This window comes from Clostridium sp. DFI.1.208, assembly GCF_024463855.1.
Lineage (GTDB): Bacteria > Bacillota_I > Bacilli_A > Erysipelotrichales > Erysipelotrichaceae > Clostridium_AQ.
This window is the reverse complement of the sequence record NZ_JANGCA010000050.1, coordinates 1-18,011: the sequence shown is the minus strand read 5'-3', so window position 1 is coordinate 18,011 and position 18,011 is coordinate 1. Positions and strand designations below refer to the sequence as shown.

Genomic DNA, 18,011 nt, shown 5'->3' with positions numbered 1-18,011 from the left:
ATAATTATTGTATATTATTTTCGATTATACAAAATGCTTCCTATTACTCTTTATTATACATGAAATTTGTGCTGTTTCACGAGAGAAAGAACGATATTTACATTCTTGCTGTAACAGCTATTCCCTGAAGAAAAAACAACAGGTAAATACTGTATACTTTTCAGCGTTTTGCCATTCAAAAAAACATCCCTGTATAAAAGCAGGGATGCTTATCTTATTTTATTTCCTTGATTGTCTTAATGCCCTCAGCATCAATATAGGATATGTTCAGCTTATCTCCGGCCTTCAGGAATACGAGCTGATTTTCATATTTCGTCGTAAAGCTGATCTTATAAACATCGCCCTTGTCCGACTGAATATAATAAATCGTATTTCCGTCCATGTTGATTTTTTCCACACCGGCAACTGTGATATCAGCTGTTTTTAAGGATTCCTTACTGATGGTATCCTCACTGCCGCTTCCCAAAAGATTCAGCGTCTTTTTAAACAGTGCATCCAGACCTTCATCCGTATATACGGTAGCCACCTTCTGATAATCCACAGCAGATACTGTCGCATACATCTTAATCAGTCCGTTATCCTTTAATGACATCAGATATACCGGATTTCCCTTGATATTGATCAAAAGAGGGAAGGTGGATTGATAGCCGTAATTTTTCACTTCCGACTGCGCACTCTTCATAGCGCTCTTTTCATTGGCGCCTGCCGTTGCGATTTTCATTGCTTCATGTGTACGCAGGTTCACCAGTACAAAGCCAAGATTAGATTCATCTGCGTTTGCAGAGGTCAGTCCGCTGTACAGCCAGATATCGCCGTTTTTCTCCAGATAATTATAGCCCTCGGAGGTGACAATGACGCCGGTCTGTCCAAACTGGGAGTTCCAGAATCCCTTCTTCAGACTGCCGTTGTCATCCAGCTCCTCCACAACCAGAGATTCCGGATAGATACGATCTGCCCAGGATGGAATATGCTTGGTATCATATTTCTCACTCTTTCCTGTAATCGGATCTAGGAACACAGCGCCGGTCACACGCTTTTTATTACCGACACCGGAATAGGTATAGGTTGTACAAATATACCACGGTCTTCCTTCCTCATCAATTTCAAAGGATGGCTCTCCGAATATTTCAGTCGGATACTGGAACCGCAGATGACGGCTCAGATTATCATTGAAATAAGCAGATGGAACATACTTCATACCATCCAGACCGAGATCCTTCAGCTTCACCAGCTGCGTTTTACCGCTGGTGCTGTCCACCGTGATATAGGCAGGTACACCACCACTCTTGTTTTTAAAGAATTTAATAAATCCATTATAGGTCAGCGGTGTCACACGATACACACTATCCTTATAGGAAATCTGTGTATACTCATTGCTGACATCAAACTGTGAAACCCATTCTGTCATATTACCCATAACCTTATCTCCCAGACGGATGGAGCTGTCACGGTCAATGATCGGTGTCTTTTTAAAATCCACCTGCGGCACCTCGCTGAATTCCACATCCTTTGGCTCGATTCTCTGTGAGAATGCCTTGGCATGGAAGATACGTGAAGTAACCAGAGTCGCGGCGGATGGGAAGACAATCACAAAAATCAGTGCCAGAATGGAAACCTTGCAGATGGTTCCCCAGCGTTTCTGTTCACTTGTCAGATTGACGACATTCTTGTTATGAAAGGTTGCACGCCAGTTCTGAAAGGAATCGATCTGCCGCTTGGTAAAGGAAAACACAATCAGCAGTACCAGAAGCGGTCCGGCACTGAATGCCAGAAACTTCCAAAAATCAGGAGCATGCCAGTTTAATGGTGGCAGCATCACATAAAACATTCCAAATATATACAGCGCATATACAGGAATCAGAAAATATATATATTTTTTCATTGCTTATCCCTCGCTTTTGAATTTGCTATAAATATAACATATTCCAGTCTGTTCGTACACTGTTTTCCTAATAAGTTTGTCTTTCAAACAGCTAGCGAGTATGCTTCATGCCATTAAGGAGCACCGGTTCTGCTTTTACCAGTCTATCCCCCGCAATAAGGTTCCGCTAGATAAAAGCCAGTGATCAGGATACGCGGCTTGTCATACCCTATGTGAAAAGCTTAAGCAATGAAACAGAGCCCTGCTTGTTCATTCCCTCCATTAGCAGCATATCCCTCTGTGCTTCATCCCGTTTTCAATCTTTAAATTCTACGATAGGAGCGGGAGCGATAGATGCGCAGGGCTGCATAGCCAAGCAGTATACCGCTGGGAATCCATACGAGAGGGAGCAGCTTCCACAGGAAAAAGGCGTGATCAAACAGATTACAGGTGAAGCCTCTTACTGCAACACTTGTCGTTTCCATAAATTTGATTGGAAATAGCTTCATCCAGGAAACATAGGAGGAAAGCTGTGCGCCTGCAAGCATCACCAGAAGACAGAGACCAAGCGATACATAGGAGGATTTCAGACAGGTGGAGACAAGTGTCCCCAGTACAGCACAGATAACAGCCCCCAGCGCAAGCGCCTCCATTGATATGAGGAATCCCTCCTGATAGGTGAATACAGAAATCAAATGCAGACCCTCGGTCATATTTACCGCCATATCACCGAGATTTCCAGACAGCCATGCATACAGCGTTACCGGCAGCAGTATCAACAGCAGGGCGAAGAGTGCACAGGTAATTGCAGCTGCCAGCTTGGATAAAAACAAAGAGCTGCCTCCCTTACTGCAGGAGCTGAGTACCTCCAGCATATTCTGTTTGCGTTCCTTGCTGATCATATTGCTGGAAGTCACAAGCACCCATACCATCAGCACGATACCCACGGCAGCATAGGTTTCCAGTAAGGAGAACCATTCCTTACTATCCCCGTAATGAAAGGAACCCTGTTCATTCATATAGGCCTTCAATAGCTGAAGCTCAGCCCTGCTCGCATCGAGGGAATATACGGGAGAAGCGACCTCTTCATTATTGAAGGAGCTGTACATCGTCCCAAAGGTACCATCCTCGCTATTCCATGGCTTATCCTGAAGCATTATTTTTCCATAATTCAGATACAGCATACTGACAACCTCGTCTGCAATATCCTCCTTATAATTGGGGAGAAATACCTCACGCATATGCAGAATCCGCTTTCCGCTCTTTGCTTCCTTTGTATCCTCCGCATAGGCATATGCCTTTTTATTGCTTTGATAATCCTCATACCAGTCCCTGCCATACAGGGCTTCCATTTTCTCCATATCGTAAATATGTGTATCTATGCGTTTCTCAGCAGCTTTATATGCGGTCTGTAAACGATCCCACCAGGCCGCATCCATCGTGCCTGTCCATGTTAATTTTACGCGGTGTTTTTCCTCCTGAATCTCTGCGGTGCTCATACGGCTTCCGTCCGCATGCAGATAAGGATTTGATCTGTTGTCGGTATCCGCAATCATGTTTTGAAAGATCACCATCGGCAAAATCATAAAAAGCAATAAAAGAATTAGGTGAAAGCGGGAGGTCATTATTTTTTTACATTCCAGTAGGTACAGTCTCATACCTCTTCCTCCTGAAAATGATACAGATACAAATCATTCAGGGTTGGCTCCACACTGCAGGCATCCCTTCCTGTATCATCCAGATAGCGGACGAGTGTTCCCTGTGCTGATGCCCGCTGATAGCAAATAATCGTATCTCTGCGCAGCTGCTCCAGCTCCTTTTGTGATACCAGACGTTCCTTCACCTTCCCATCCAGCACCGCAAGAAGCTTTTGCGGGGTATCATGGGCAATCAAACGGCCCTTTTTCATAATCATGATCTGGTCTGCGATTGCTTCCACATCACTGACGATATGGGTAGACAGCAATATGATTTTATCCTTTGAGAGCTCACTTAAGAGCTGTGAAAACTGATTGCGTTCCTTTGGATCCAGCCCTGCCGTCGGTTCATCGAGAATCAGTATAGCAGGATCATTCAGCAGTGCCTGTGCGATTCCGAGCCGCTGCCGCATACCGCCGGACAGTGTACGAATCTTCTTTTTCCGTTGAGCAGTTAGGTGAACTGCCGGAAGAAGCTCCTCCATACGCTGTGTCGTATAGGCCTTTGTCAGTCCCTTCACAGCCCCCATATATTGTAGAAATTCCTCAACGCGAAAGGTTGGATACATTCCCAGATGCTGCGGCATATAGCCGATATTAGCAAGATATTCCTCCCGCTTTTCCTGTATGTCGATATCCCCATATAGAATCTGTCCTTCATCTGGAGGCAGGACATTGACCATCATGCGCAGCAGTGTTGTTTTTCCGCTGCCATTCGCCCCCAGCAAACCAGTGATCCCCGGCGTTAATACTGCATTCATATGCTGAACTGCCGTTACGCTACCAAAGCGCTTGGACAGCTGTTCCAGTTTTACATTCATATAGTTCTCCATTCTCTCGCTAACCACAAGTATACGTATTCAAATTGTTCCTTCATTTGCATGGTTCTGTTCGCACTGTATTCCTCGTATTGTATTGCATCATCAAAATTGCTTTAAATGTTTAAAAACGTAATGTTAAATTTCATAATTGTATTCCACCAAAATGCGGAGAGAGCTTTGCTTCTGCATGTGTCCTGCAACGGATGTTCGATTTCTATCCATACGTTTTTCTTATCCTGTTCATAATGGACCATGACCTTATACTGCAATGCTTTGCAATACTGACAGGAATCAGTACAGCACACAGGAAAAACCAGAAGATACATATAAGAGGCAGTCGATGATATAGCGTTCCCAGCACAGCGAACCATGGCGTCATCATAAGCTGCCCGATTGCCTGAAAGGAAAGGAAATTGGATGGAAAGAAGGATGTCCATGAGGTCTGCAGTCCATTCATTGGCAGCAGCATGGGAAGCAGGAAAAAGAGCATTCCCGCTCCCAGAGAGACTGCCGGTTTTTTCACCATAACGGAGGTGAAGACAGCAAACAGGGTACACGCTGTTCCGCTGAGCAGCAGTAATCCCAGAGCCTGCAGATCAACCTGCGAAAATGTATAGATATGCAGGGTTCTCAGCATCATGAGCGTCGTATCTCCACCGGATAAGTCAAGCATGAGCGAGGTTGATAGGGACAAGATGATATACAGCACTGCCGCAAGCAAAAGTGCCATTGAAAAGGAAACGATGAGCTTGGCACAGGCCAGCTTTCTTCTGCCCTTACGGCAGCTTTTCAAAAGCTCCAGCATATCGCAGGAAGCCTCCTGATTAAACATGTTTCCAAACAGAAACAGACAGAAGATTGCATAGACCTTGGCAGTATCCTCAAATATCTTCATGCGACTGAGCCAGCCCTCGTATGGACCATAGCGCCATTGATGTGTTTGCAAATCCTGTCGTACAAGGGCAGGAGTCTGCGGATCCGATCGTACCACGTCCCGCATTTCCAGAGTACGGTAGCCGTCCCAGTACGCCTGATCCAGCGTTTGATAGCGGATATCCGCTTTGTCGATTCCCTGCTTTACAAGCTTCTCCAGTTCCTGCTTTCGTGCAGCAACCCAGCTCTTCTGCACTGTCCCGGACATGCTTCTGCGCAGATCATCTGCTGTCGCTTTTGCCTCTTTTTCATTTAACACGGTATCACCAAGCAGGGCATAGCGCTGTTGGGTCTGTGCATGCTGTGTGAAAGCAAGATGCAGAAGCGGAAACAGCAGCAGGACACACAGCATCGCACAATGCAATCGGGAGTGAAAAAATTTATGCAGCTCACTCTGACACAGTCTACGCATGAAAATTCCTCCTGCGGCGATCCCATAAAACATAGCCGCTGTACATCATAGCAGCAAGCAGCAGCTGTCCGCCATATTGTTCCAGCAGGCTGATCCAATACAGCGCTCCAAACATCTCCAGCAATACAAGACCGCCTGCCGCAAAGCCGTATACGTATAAGAACATCTGCAAAACCTGATCATGGGCATATAGATGCAGCGTAAAGGCATTCAGCAGCAAAAACGGTATACAGCCGCTATACAGCAAAGTAAGCAGATGGATATCCGTATGCATGGAGATGCTGAGCGCTATGATTAGAATTCCCACAAAGGAGATACCGCCCAGCAGCAGCATTTTCCACATAAGCATACGCTGTGGAGAATAGGGGGAAGCCATTTCCAGCTCCTTCATGCCATAGATATCACATCGGAAAACCTCCACTGTAATAGCGACAGACAGCAGAGAGCTTCCAAGAGATAGAAAGGCAACTGAATTCACCTGATATCCACTCGGCAGACACAGCCATACACCAAGTGCTACAAGCAGGATCAGCGCTGCCTGCACGGCAATACTTTTCCACCCATGTACATACAGCAGCTCCCGCAGAATTCTCAACAGACTATCCTCATGCTTTTTCACCGGCTGCTTGTGAAGCAGTAGCTTTACTTGTGTGATAACCTCCAGTATATCGTCCTCCGGGATTTCCGGAATATGCAGCGTTTCCAGTCGAACCTGTTCTTTTTTCACTACCATCCCTCCTTCTGGGCACGTTTTTTCAATATTTGAAGTGCCAGCCTGACCTGTGATTTCACAGTAGAAACATGAATACCTGTAACCTGCGATATATCCTTGTATTTCAGTCCTTCATCATATCGCAGCAGAATCACATCCTGCAAATGCGGGGGAAGCTCGCTTATCCAGGAGCGAAGAATAACAAATTCCTCCTTTTTCTGAAACAGCCGTTCCCCGTTATAGGTATCATCCCGCACCTGCTCCTCCTGCAGCTCGTCCGTGTATCGTCTGGAACGGGTATGGTCATACACCAAATGCAGAGCGATACGATATAAAAAATTCAACAGCTGTCCCGTTTCCTCATATTGATCCTGATGCTTGTAAAACCGGTAAAAGGTTTCCTGTGTCAGATCCTTGGACAAAGCCGCATCCAATGTCCGATGATACAGATAGGAATACACCTTCGGATAGGCATCCCGTATAACCGCTTCCAGCTCTTCATCCTCAGAAGCAGAATGTTTATTTATTTTCATCTGCATGACGCCCCTCCTCACTCTGTATAACGCTGCATTTCACAAAAAGACGAAAAAAAATATTTTTTTCACCTTACACCTGCAAAGTATTCATAATGTAAAATATAACAGAATCCCTATCTGATTTATATAGGGGCTTTGAAGGTTTGTTGTACTTCCGCATATACTTCCTGTCTTCATCTTAAAGGCAGATGTACTTCTACCTTCTTCCTGCAGGTAATTAAAAAGACGCCGCTTATAGTGACGTCTTTTCTATACGTATATCGTTTGTATGATACTTCCGCTTGTCTTCGCTTCATCCACTGGTATGCTTCTAACACCTGTCCCATGGTTATAAAGTCATCCGTATTTCTTTATATTGTAACTCCCCCGCTTCTACCTCTGCTTGTAATATAATAATGATTGCTTTCCTATATGTATTCAATGATACTATCCTCATTGTAGCTGTAGACGCAGAGTGTTGTTTGATTCTGTGATCTAGAAAAGCTTTTCGCACTCCTTCTCATCTTGTTTCAAGAAAAGCATATCGAAATACATCTTATCGCCATTTCTTACAGTGGCTGTAGCGTTTCATACGATGATAATTGCTAAAGCTGCGGCATTGTTTATGAGCATATCATACTGAATTATCGTCATTTTGAAATTCAGGCTTCTTGTAATAGCCCTTTGAGCCTCTCCATGAGGGAGGGATAATCTGCACGGTTAAAATCGGTCACATCAAGCTCTATGACTGTACCTAAGGCAAAGCTTCCATAGCCGCGATTTTTACAGCGATCCATGAATTCCTCATATCCCACCATACACGGCTGATTGTCACGTTTCAATATTGTATCCCCTTTATGATAGCTTCCTGCAATATGTCCCGGATGACGGGTTACATCCAAATCACGTGCCCGCTGGCGTTCATACAATACATCGAGATCAGCATACAGTCGTATGGTTACGATTTGATATGAATTCGCTGATGCCATTTGTTCTAAGCGGCTTCTCTGCTTCTCACTGAAGGGATAATCACTCAAAACAGACATATGCATATGCATCATATCCTCCATGTCTTCATAATACTTCGTCCATGCTTTCTGAATATTCGCTTCCTTCTCCTCCATGCTGTCAAAGCCATAACGATCCCACATTTCTTCCTTGTAGTCATCCGGCGATAGAATATGAAACATCGGATAATGCCGCTGAATTTTATGCATGAGATAAGATTTGCCGGTACCCGGATAGCCTGCCAGCAATAGCAACGTTTTTTTCATTTTTCAACACCTCCTTGTTACAGTGCCCTTTATTTCGGTAATCTGTTATACAAATGCCCACCTTACAGTGGGCATACATGCTATATTCTAAACAGTGTGGATTTCTCTGTTATGATACGTTTGATATGATCATTTGCAGGAGTAAACAGCTTGCGCAGGGAGGTCAGCGGCGTTGCATCTGGAAAGCTTGCATTTACCTCTTCAATATAGGATTTATTCAGCTCGGTTCCCACATTGATTTTTTTCATCCCCCTTGCACAGCGTTTCATATCCTCATCACTGACACCGGTTCCCCCATGCAGCACCAGCCCGACATCCTTTAACTGTGCCTGTAGTGTTTCCAGCAGCTCATAGTTGATCTTCGCCTTCGATTTATATTGTCCATGCGTAGTACCGATTGCCACTGCCAACGCATCCACCTGCGTTTCCTTAACAAAGCGCAGCGCATCCTCCGGCTTTGTATAAGCTGCATCGCTCTTTTCGACAACAATGCCATCCTCAGCTCCCCCAATGCTTCCGATTTCGCCTTCCACAGACACATTATGTGCATGGGCATAGGCAACGACCTCCTGCGTGTTCTTGATATTCTCCTCCAGCGGCAGGTCACTGCCATCATACATAACGCTGGAATATCCTAAATCAATCGCTCTTTTCAGTGCAGCAATGGATTTGCAGTGATCCATATGCAGGCATACATTGATATCCGCCTTCTCTGCCAGTGCTTTGACAGCCGCAATCAGTGCCTCAAAGCCGATATATTCCGCAGTTCCCAGGGATGTCTGAATAATAATCGGTGTTCCCAGCTCCTGTGCGGCCTGTACCATGGCCGGCAGCATCTCAAAGCAGTGAAGATTAAAGGCCCCTACAGCACCCTTTCCTTCATGCTCCTTAAACATCTCAATCAGATTCTTATACATTCTTACGTCCTCCTTATTTGCTTGTATCTGTTTCCATTTCCATTCTGTTTTAAAAGCTGGCTCTTGTGACTTCCTTGGAAATCGCCATCATTTCATCGATTTTCCGAAGATAATACTGGATCTGCTCATCATCCTTTGCCTTCGCGGCCTCTCTTCGTTTGGTATTATACAGATTCAGCAAGGTACGATATCCTTTGCCCAGGTCCTTCTTTTCTGAAAGACTCATTTCCAGATACTGAATAGCCTCATCCATCTGCTTAGCTTCTGCATATAAGATCCCTATTTCATTTAATGCAGCTATGCGTTCCTCTCCGCTCTTATCCTTAAGCTCTGTGACAGCAGCCTGTGCTTTTGTCAGCAGCTCACCAACATCCTGTACCACTTCCTCCTGCACAGGAGCTTCTTTCTTTTCTTTGCGTTTAAAGAACATAGCAGGCTCCTAGAACAAACCGAGTACTGGCTTTAACAGCCAGCCGTACAGCAGACCACAGACAATCGTATCCACATCTGTACACGTTGCATTCAGGAATCCGATATCTGCCAGCATAGGAGATAAGATTGCAGGCAGCAGCGTGATGAACAATCCATGAATGATGCCGGAGATAATGCAGCCTCTGGTACCTCCCATCGCATTTCCAAAGATTCCCGCACAGCCACCGGCGAAGAAGTTCGTCATCATACCCGGAAGAATCATTGGCAAGCCAAACATCGGGAAGAGGAACATTCCGATAACAGAACCGATAGTCGTACTGACAAAGCCGATAATAACTGCGTTTGGTGCATAAGGAAACAATACCGGACAATCCAGTGCAGGCTTAGCATCCGGTACCAGCTTCATAGCGATACCACGGAACGCAGGCACGATTTCTGCCAGCAGCAGACGAACACCGGCAAGCAATACATAGACACCTACAACAAATTGAACTGCCTGCAGGAAGGCATGTACCAGATAATTTGTTGCCCCTGCATACTCCGCACAGAACGCAGGTCCTGCGAAGAAGGCCGTTACCAGGAACAGCGGAATCATGACAATACCGATAGACAAATAGGTATCCTGTAAAAATTCCAGACCCTTTGGCAGCTGCAGCTCCTCTGTGGAAACTGATTTCTTACCGCCTGTCAGCTTTCCTACCCATGCAGTCAGCACATAGCCGACGGTGCAGAAATGACCTAGTGCGATATCATCATTGCCTGTGATTCTGCGCACATAGGGCTGTGCAATCGCCGGCATCGCTACTGCGAAAATACCGCCAATCAATCCACCGACGAGAATCAGTGTTACGCCGCGCAGGCCGCACCAGTAGCCGAATACTGCACAGATTGTTGACATCCAGAGCAATGCCTGTCCTGTCAGAAAGATATACTTCCATTTTGTAAAGCGTGCAATGATAATATTGAAAATAAAGATAGCCCCCAGCGTTAGTGCGATTTCACTTCCCAGTCCGAGCTCCCCCATCGCCTGTCCGTTAATCGCTTCAATCGAAGGCACAAGTCCCTGCATGCCAAAGCCTTCTGTAAAGATTGCCCCAAAATAGGTAAGCGCCTGAACGATGACACTGGAGCCGGCAGACAATACCATGAAGCCCAGCAATGTTTTAAAGGTTCCTGAAATCACCTGTCCTGTCGGTTTTTTCTGCAGCAGAAGTCCCAGCATGGCAATCAATGCAATGGTGATCGGTGCCTGTGTCAGAATGTTGTCAATGATAAAATTTACGATTTGCATAGTGTTTCCCTTCCTCTCTTACGTATAAATGCTTACAGCTTTCCCTGTTCCTTCAGGAATGGTACGATTTTTTCTTTGATCTCGTTTTTGTCCACCAGTCGGTTTAGAAAGATGGTTGGTGTTGTCAGCTCCAGATTCGCAAACTGGCTCTCAAAGTTTCTGCCGGAAAGAATCAAATCTGCTTTCATTCCCTTCACGCTGGATAAATCGCAGTGATCCAGTGTTGCACTTACACCAAGCTCCTGAAGCACCGTTTCCACTGTCATCTGACAGGCAAAGCTGCTTCCCAGTCCATTCCCACATACCATTAAAATCTTCATTGAAATCCTCCTATCTTAACGGGGTTACCGTATTTGCCTTATTCTTCATCCTGTAAAAGGACATTCAGCTCTTCAATCGTATTCAGCTTCGCAATTTTTTCCACATAGCCCTTTTCCACAAAGGTCACAATCATTTTCAATATATCCAGATGCGTCTGTGAGTCGATGGCGGAGAAACAAATCATAACCTCGACCGGATCATCCTTGGGATCGAAGTAAACCGGCTCCTTCAGGGTGATCAGAGAAAATCCGATACCCAGAGAACCATCCTCCGCTCTTGTGTGCGGGATGGCGAATCCCTTAGAGATGACAACGTATGGTCCGTATTTTTTGATGGAATTTACTATGCCTTCCACATAGCTTTCCTTAGCCGTTCCGTTTTCCACCAGAATCCTGCCACCGATGCGAACAGCCTCCTCCCAGTCCCTCGCACGCACATGCAGCCTTACATTTTTCTCACTTAATTCAATTCCTTTCATAACCTCATTCCTTTCCCTGCCTCTGATATTCCAAATCGCGTATAAATTCCTCATAGCTGCAGCCCTTGGTCAGCTTGCGTACACCGAAATCCCGTATGAGATAGTTGTACAGTGTCTTAAACACATCCTCCCACATGCCGTATTTGCTTTTCGGTATGTTCAACAGCAGGACGACCTGTACCTTTTCCTGATCCCATACAATCGGCTTCTCCAGAATCGTAACGGAAACACTGGCTTCCTTCATATCGTTTTCCAGTGAATGCGGCATGGCAACCAGGCTGCCCAGCTCGGTTGTCGCCATAGCCTCCCGCTTGAATACGGATTGCTTGTTCTCCTCCTTCATATAGCCCTTTGCAATCATCGCGTCGGAAATATACTGCAAGACATCATCTCTTGTTTTCAGCTTCAGATTGGTGAAATATAGATCCTCCCGAAAGATTTCCTTGAAATATCCGCTCTCCTCATGGTGATGCGTCATAAAGGTTTCAATGCGGCGAACATCGCGGGCATCCAGCAGCAGCTGAATCTGCAGAATTTTATCACTGTGGAAATCTTCAATCGGAACACTTGTCAATACGAGATCCACACTGTCAATCAGCTGCTTTGTGACCTCATACAGCGGACAGGTCTTGACGATATGAATCCGATTTTGAAAAAACTGCTTTACGCGTTCCTTTAGCAGCATAGCGGTCGCCATACCGGATGCGCAAACGATGACGGCATCAAAGATTTTCTGCTTTTCATTCAGCCCTTTTCGCTCCAGGGCCGCACCGAAATGAATGGCGAGCAGCCCGATTTCATTCTCATTTGTTTTGATGGAAAAGACATGCTCAACGATTTCACTCGCCTTGACCGCAAGCTCAAAGGCAAACGGATAGTTGTTTTTCATATAGTCCAGAAAGTCATTGCGAATATTCATATGAAAGCGAAGGCGCTGTACCGCGACACTGAGATGGACAGCCAAACCGTTGATCAGCTGGGTATCATCCGATAAATCCACACCGGTATCCTCTTTGATGCGATACAGAATTTCCTGTATTTCCTTTTTGAATTCATATTCCTCATTTTCATCCGTGAAATTCGTGGTAAGAAATTTCTTACTGGAAATCAGGTGCTGTGTCAGATAATACACCTCATCCGTAATGTCGATATGAAGCACGCGATAGATACCTGCCAATACCTCCTTCGCTGCTGTAAACTCCATATGCCCTTCAAGCTGTCGGATTTCCTCTTCTTCATAGTCCACTCGCTGTTCATGGAAGGAACGCTTTAATATGATGACGATATGCACGATCAGGTTTTTAAATGCGATATCTGTAAGCCGCATATCATAGTTTTTCATGGTTTCCAACAGGATACCTCGCAGCTGTGAAAAGAGCTCCTCACTCAGGATATCATCGAAAAATTCAGTTTCTCCGCTCGCCAGTGCATCGTTGTGCTTGAAGATGAACTCGGATATGCAGTAGCGGATATTCGCTTCACTTCCCATGATATGAACACCCTTTTTCTGACTGATCCCAACCTTTAAAGAAAAGCGCTCCAGCATTTTATCAATCTGCCGGATATCCTTCTTCAAGGTGGACATACTGACAAACACCTCATCCGCCAGATCGTAGGGATTGATGACTTCTTCATTGCGCAATGTGTTTTTCAACAGATGCTGCATGATATACGCCGCTCTATCCTTTGGATCACTGGGAATAATCGTATCCGCGACTTTTTCCTCTTCGGCATGCAGTTGATCCATGAGCTTCGTAAAAGATTCCTGTTGTTCGGTATTCAGATAATAACCACTGCCTGCTTCGGAAAGAATGGATGCACCATGAGCTTGAAGCAAGCCATTCAATTCCTTTATATCGTTTCGGATCGTTCTTGATGACACGCCGATCGACAAAGCAATTTGGTCGCTGCTCAATACCTTTCGACTTTGTATCAGCAGCTCCAGAATCTGAATCATACGTTTGTTATATAGTTCCAATACTGTCCCTCCTTGCTTATGGCCTTATTATAATGGAGCGTTTTTCGGATTGATAGGCTATCATTTTCCACTATCTGCGGAAAAAACCGGAACCCTTTTCCTAACAGCTTTCTTATAATGGATAAGCAGCTTCATAGTGACACAAAATGAAAAAAAATGATATCCTTCTCATCCCGGCTCCGGATGAAATGAATACCATTTTTCTTTTACTATTTTTGATTTCCGTTTGAATGTCTTCCTGTTTCTTTTGTTTCAGCTTATGTGCTGCGCACAGATATCACATAGACTACAGCCCTTTGCTGTTGTGCTGCGCACGGATACCACACAGACAGCCCTTTGCTGTTTTATATGGAGCCGTGGTTGTAATGTGCTTTTGTTTATCGATTTCTTTCACTTTGACAAGCTCCGCAAACTCTGCCGCTTTCTGTTATGCACCATGATTCATGCCTTTCTGACAGTATGCGACTACATACTGCCGTTTCCTATGACATGCGCTTGCTGTCTGTATTTTTTCTATATACCCGCAGACTGCTCATCTTGAAGCGTGTAATCTTCATTCAAATAATTCGATTGTTATCAAGCCCCATTCATCGAAATACAGCATAGCAGCAGCTTTCCTCCTGCTTATCGATACAAAAAGAAAGCCTGCTGTATGAATTCAGACTTTCTTTTTAAATTGCTTGTTGAAGCAGCCTGGCCTTCCTTGCAGGTCGCTTATAATGCAGCGCGATAGATATTTTTTACATCCTCTTTCGTAAGCTCTACATAAGCTCCCTTCAAATCCTCTGCTGCTTTTTCCGCCATCACATCGAACTTGGCTTCGTCCGTGATTCCCACTTCACGCATCGTTGTCGGAATTCCCATGGCTACAAAATAATCTCTCGTCTTTTCGATTGCTTCATGAGCAATTTCAAACGGATCCTTCTCCTTGTCAATGCCCCATACATTAACACCATAGGCTTTGAATTTATCCACAGTTTCATCACTCAGCACGTACTCCATCCAATGTGGCGTCAGGATTGCCAGCCCAACACCATGCGTAATATCATAGTATGCAGAAAGCTGATGCTCCATTGGATGCACTGTCCATGCCACCGTCTTTCCAAGCTTGATAAAATTGTTGATTGCCCAGCTGCTTGTCCACATCAGATTTGCGCGTGCTTCATAATCCTCGGGATTTTGTACTGCACGAACACCGAATTCAATACATGTCTTTAGCAGTCCTTCCGCCATGCGATCCTGCATATATCCCTGTACATTGGAGAAATAGCATTCAAAGATATGACTCATGATATCTGCTGTTCCTGCCGCCGTCTGGTATGCGGAAACACTGCAGGTATAGCTTGGGTCCAGAATAGATGCCTTCGGACGCATATCCTCATGTCCTGTACCGATTTTATCATTGGTCTCCAAATTGCTGATAACGGCAAAGGTATCCATTTCACTTCCGGTCGCAGACAGAGTCAATACGGTTACGATTGGCAGTACACTGACAACCTTCGCAGGATTCAAAACGATGTCCCACGCATCACCGTCATAGCTGATGGCTCCTGCTATCACCTTGGCGCAGTCTATGGTACTACCGCCGCCAATCGGCACTATGACTTCAACACCCTGTTCACGGCACAGCTTTACACCCTCACGCACTGTGGTAATTCGTGGATTTGGCTCCACACCGGACAACTCGCACCATGCGATGCCATTCTCCTTGAAAATTTTAACGACATCATCATAAATACCGTTGCGCTTAATACTGCCTCCGCCATATACCAGCAATGCCTTCTTGCCGTATCTGGATACGATATCGCCGATATGGGCAATCTGCCCCTTACCAAAATAAATTTCTGTGGGAATTGAATAAACAAAGTTTTCCATATACAAAAACCCTCCTTACTTTTATTATACAACGTTCACGGCTTCTTGAACATGGCTCTTTCTTCAGTGTTTGTCCGATCGGCAACAGGCAAATCCCAAAAATATCCGCATACAGATATTTCCCGGGAAATTCATACCATGTGCAAGCCTTCCTGTGAGGTCAGAATTTCCTTTCAGGATACCGTATCCAGGATTTCCATTAGAATCTGCTCTTTCTCTGCCGTTTTTAATATTTCCACAAAATCATCATGCATCAATCTTCTGGCAAGCTTTGACAATGCCCTGAGGTGGAAGTCATTCTTATCATCCGGTGCAAGCAGACAGACAGCCGCTTCCACTGGCTCTTGATCTATCGACTGCCACTCGATACGATGCTTCATTCTGACAAACAGAATGCCAGCCTCCTTTACACAGGCATGACGAGCATGCGGAATGGCGATTCCTTTCCCAAAGCCGGTTGTGCATTCCTGTTCCCGCTTGCAAAGCTCCTGAAAAAAGGTATCTGCATCACTTACCTTTCCTTCCTGAAATGCTATTTCTGCGAGTGCGTGCAGTATTTCCTTCTGGGTGCTTCCCTCCAAGGCAAATACGATGTGTTGTTCTGTAATCAGACTCATGTTCATTTCCTCCTGCCTGTGCAGCTTTCGATATTCGTTCTTATCTGCATCATCGAATCAGCTATATTTTACAGGAAAGCAGACAGCATAGCTATACACATTGGTATTTTTTACCTTTTTAGGAAGTGATTACAGCCGCCGGCCTTCCTTCTCTCCTTGCACAGACAGCTATATTCCTGCTGTCTCTAAACTGCAATTGCGTACAGTGCCTGATACAGTGCGGTTTCCTGCTCATATATATCCAGTACACGTTCTGATATTATGTCCAGCAGCTGTATATCCCCGGATTGCGACAGCTTCCACAGCAGCTCTGCAACAGCATCCCATAAAAGGGAAACCGCAATAAACTGTTCTCCCAGCTTTACAAGACGTGTATCCTGCCAGATATCAGCAGCTTCTTTCAGAAAATCTCCATACATTCTGCGAAAGATGCCACCTCCCGTTCCGCCTTTTTCATGAATTTGAAAATAGTTTGTGATACCTGCCAGCCTTCGCTTCTTTTGACAAAAGTCCTTCCACCTGCAAACCTCTTTGGAAAACTTCAAAATGCCGGAAACACCCAGCAGCTGTGCCGGCGGATACAGCATACCTTCACAGGTATCCAAGATTGCCTCGCGCAGAACCTTTTGATTCACAGCACGATATCCCTGTACATCAATGCACAGATATTTATTCTTTGCAGGAAACGGGCGAAAGCTGCTGCTGCGGGCTCGTTCCATATCATCATAATCCACCATGTGAAAATCCTTAGCAATCTGCCCGTTTGGTGTATCGATCAAAGCGTCATGCTGATCCCTGTCACTGACCAGAAATTTTCGTTTTTCATCATCGTAGCCAAAGAGCACGACGGCATGTCCACCAAAATGACTTCCATCAGCCAAACCAAGATAAGGAAGAAATGGCATATCCACATAGACAAGAACCGGCTGGTTGGCATCAATCATTTGCTTTGTCACTCGGAGTATTCTGTCATATTTCTTTCCGGCCTTGCACTGCATGGTAATCTGCAGTCTGTCTGCCAGCTTTTTTTCAAATTCAAATACCTTGGTACGACCGTTGATCATAGGAGAGGCTGCCGGATTCAAATAGAGAAAGGACAATCCGGATGCCAGACCAAATAATAATTCCTCTGACATGGGATACCCATAGTACGCAAAAATTTGTTTCAGGGAATTGGTAATGCAGTGTTTTCCTCCCTGCGGGACGAAGCCCTCCACCATATGTTTCATATACGCGTGCTCCCGGTTCTTTCAAAGGGTAAGTAGAGTTCAGTGACATATGTGGAGGGATTGCCGCGAAACAGCATTCCCGGACTCTTCACATAGTCCTCTCTGGATGGTGTCAGAATCCGCAGGTCATGTTCATTCGCATAGGCAAACAGAGTCTTATAGGCAGCCCATAGCATATCGTAGCTGCCATGATGCGTTGTGTGTAATGCATGCATTTCCGGAAGATATCGACAGGCTACAGAGGGATGCCGGATTTCCTTTCGCACCGGAATACACAGCTCTATATCTGCAGTCTCCTTACATTCCTCATCGTGATACAGATTAAAATGCTTTCCGCTTGCGTTGTCCTTTACTGCTTTATAAAGCAATGGAAGATAGGTGTCCAGATCACAGTATCTGCCTGTAAAACGAATGGATGCGACCAGCTGTTTTGCGACCGTAACCGTGTCGATTGCATATGCATTTTCTACATGCTCCTCCGCTTGCGCCAAGCTATGCTCACGCATTTGTTGAATCAGCTCCCTGGTATATTTAAGTTACTCATATAATGAGTAATAAATTTAATATACCAGTTCTCCTTTCCACCTGAATTATTTGGTATCACTTCAGGTTGTGATAAAATGTGTAATTGTGAATGTGGATTTGTGT

17 protein-coding genes are annotated in these 18,011 nt (G+C 45.1%); all 17 read right to left on the bottom strand.

The features are described 5' to 3' along the window. Positions 1 to 214 precede the first annotated feature (214 nt). Positions 215 to 1,882: a hypothetical protein gene (locus NE665_RS19070; RefSeq protein WP_117443116.1), complete on the bottom strand. Its 1,668-nt coding sequence runs from the start codon at positions 1,880 to 1,882 to the stop codon at positions 215 to 217. Positions 1,883 to 2,184: 302 nt separating this feature from the next. Beyond that, the gene (locus NE665_RS19065) at positions 2,185 to 3,519 is read right to left on the bottom strand and encodes an ABC transporter permease subunit (protein WP_117443117.1); all 1,335 of its coding nucleotides are present in this window, start codon (positions 3,517 to 3,519) and stop codon (positions 2,185 to 2,187) included. Beyond that, a complete protein-coding gene (locus NE665_RS19060) occupies positions 3,516 to 4,379 on the bottom strand; it encodes an ATP-binding cassette domain-containing protein (protein ID WP_117443118.1) in 864 nt (287 codons plus the stop codon). The genes NE665_RS19065 and NE665_RS19060 overlap by 4 nt, the downstream gene beginning before the upstream one ends. Before the next feature lie 214 nt (positions 4,380 to 4,593). Further along, positions 4,594 to 5,724, bottom strand: a complete 1,131-nt coding sequence (locus tag NE665_RS19055; RefSeq protein ID WP_117443119.1) for a hypothetical protein — start codon at positions 5,722 to 5,724, stop codon at positions 4,594 to 4,596. Then, positions 5,717 to 6,451, bottom strand: a complete 735-nt coding sequence (locus NE665_RS19050; protein WP_256302600.1) for a hypothetical protein — start codon at positions 6,449 to 6,451, stop codon at positions 5,717 to 5,719. The genes NE665_RS19055 and NE665_RS19050 overlap by 8 nt, the downstream gene beginning before the upstream one ends. Beyond that, positions 6,451 to 6,975: an RNA polymerase sigma factor gene (locus tag NE665_RS19045; protein ID WP_117443121.1), complete on the bottom strand. Its 525-nt coding sequence runs from the start codon at positions 6,973 to 6,975 to the stop codon at positions 6,451 to 6,453. The genes NE665_RS19050 and NE665_RS19045 overlap by 1 nt, the downstream gene beginning before the upstream one ends. A 638-nt stretch (positions 6,976 to 7,613) precedes the next feature. Next, positions 7,614 to 8,225: an AAA family ATPase gene (locus tag NE665_RS19040; RefSeq protein ID WP_117443122.1), complete on the bottom strand. Its 612-nt coding sequence runs from the start codon at positions 8,223 to 8,225 to the stop codon at positions 7,614 to 7,616. A gap of 80 nt (positions 8,226 to 8,305) precedes the next feature. Continuing rightward, entirely contained in the window at positions 8,306 to 9,142 is an 837-nt protein-coding gene (locus NE665_RS19035) for a class II fructose-bisphosphate aldolase (RefSeq protein WP_117443123.1), read from the bottom strand. A 49-nt stretch (positions 9,143 to 9,191) separates the two neighbouring features. Then, the gene (locus tag NE665_RS19030; protein WP_117443124.1) at positions 9,192 to 9,572 is read right to left on the bottom strand and encodes a hypothetical protein; all 381 of its coding nucleotides are present in this window, start codon (positions 9,570 to 9,572) and stop codon (positions 9,192 to 9,194) included. A 9-nt stretch (positions 9,573 to 9,581) separates the two neighbouring features. Beyond that, on the bottom strand, positions 9,582 to 10,865 hold the full coding sequence (locus NE665_RS19025) for a PTS sugar transporter subunit IIC (RefSeq protein ID WP_117443125.1): 1,284 nt from the start codon (positions 10,863 to 10,865) through the stop codon (positions 9,582 to 9,584). A 32-nt stretch (positions 10,866 to 10,897) separates the two neighbouring features. Beyond that, the gene (locus NE665_RS19020; protein ID WP_117443126.1) at positions 10,898 to 11,185 is read right to left on the bottom strand and encodes a PTS sugar transporter subunit IIB; all 288 of its coding nucleotides are present in this window, start codon (positions 11,183 to 11,185) and stop codon (positions 10,898 to 10,900) included. A 38-nt stretch (positions 11,186 to 11,223) separates the two neighbouring features. Beyond that, complete coding sequence (locus NE665_RS19015) at positions 11,224 to 11,664, bottom strand: PTS sugar transporter subunit IIA (protein WP_117443127.1); 441 nt, start codon at positions 11,662 to 11,664, stop codon at positions 11,224 to 11,226. Between the two features lie 4 nt (positions 11,665 to 11,668). Beyond that, positions 11,669 to 13,642, bottom strand: coding sequence for a PRD domain-containing protein (locus NE665_RS19010; protein WP_117443128.1), 1,974 nt, complete (start codon positions 13,640 to 13,642; stop codon positions 11,669 to 11,671). A gap of 714 nt (positions 13,643 to 14,356) precedes the next feature. Next, the gene (locus tag NE665_RS19005; protein ID WP_117443129.1) at positions 14,357 to 15,517 is read right to left on the bottom strand and encodes an iron-containing alcohol dehydrogenase; all 1,161 of its coding nucleotides are present in this window, start codon (positions 15,515 to 15,517) and stop codon (positions 14,357 to 14,359) included. A gap of 173 nt (positions 15,518 to 15,690) precedes the next feature. Further along, the gene (locus NE665_RS19000) at positions 15,691 to 16,134 is read right to left on the bottom strand and encodes a PTS fructose transporter subunit IIA (RefSeq protein WP_117443130.1); all 444 of its coding nucleotides are present in this window, start codon (positions 16,132 to 16,134) and stop codon (positions 15,691 to 15,693) included. A gap of 185 nt (positions 16,135 to 16,319) precedes the next feature. After that, positions 16,320 to 17,363 carry a BtrH N-terminal domain-containing protein gene (locus NE665_RS18995; RefSeq protein WP_117443131.1) on the bottom strand — a complete coding sequence of 348 codons (1,044 nt, stop codon included), beginning with the start codon at positions 17,361 to 17,363 and terminating at the stop codon, positions 16,320 to 16,322. Continuing rightward, positions 17,360 to 17,869: a GyrI-like domain-containing protein gene (locus tag NE665_RS18990; protein ID WP_233104783.1), complete on the bottom strand. Its 510-nt coding sequence runs from the start codon at positions 17,867 to 17,869 to the stop codon at positions 17,360 to 17,362. Before NE665_RS18990 ends, NE665_RS18995 begins: the two co-directional genes overlap by 4 nt. Positions 17,870 to 18,011 lie beyond the last annotated feature (142 nt).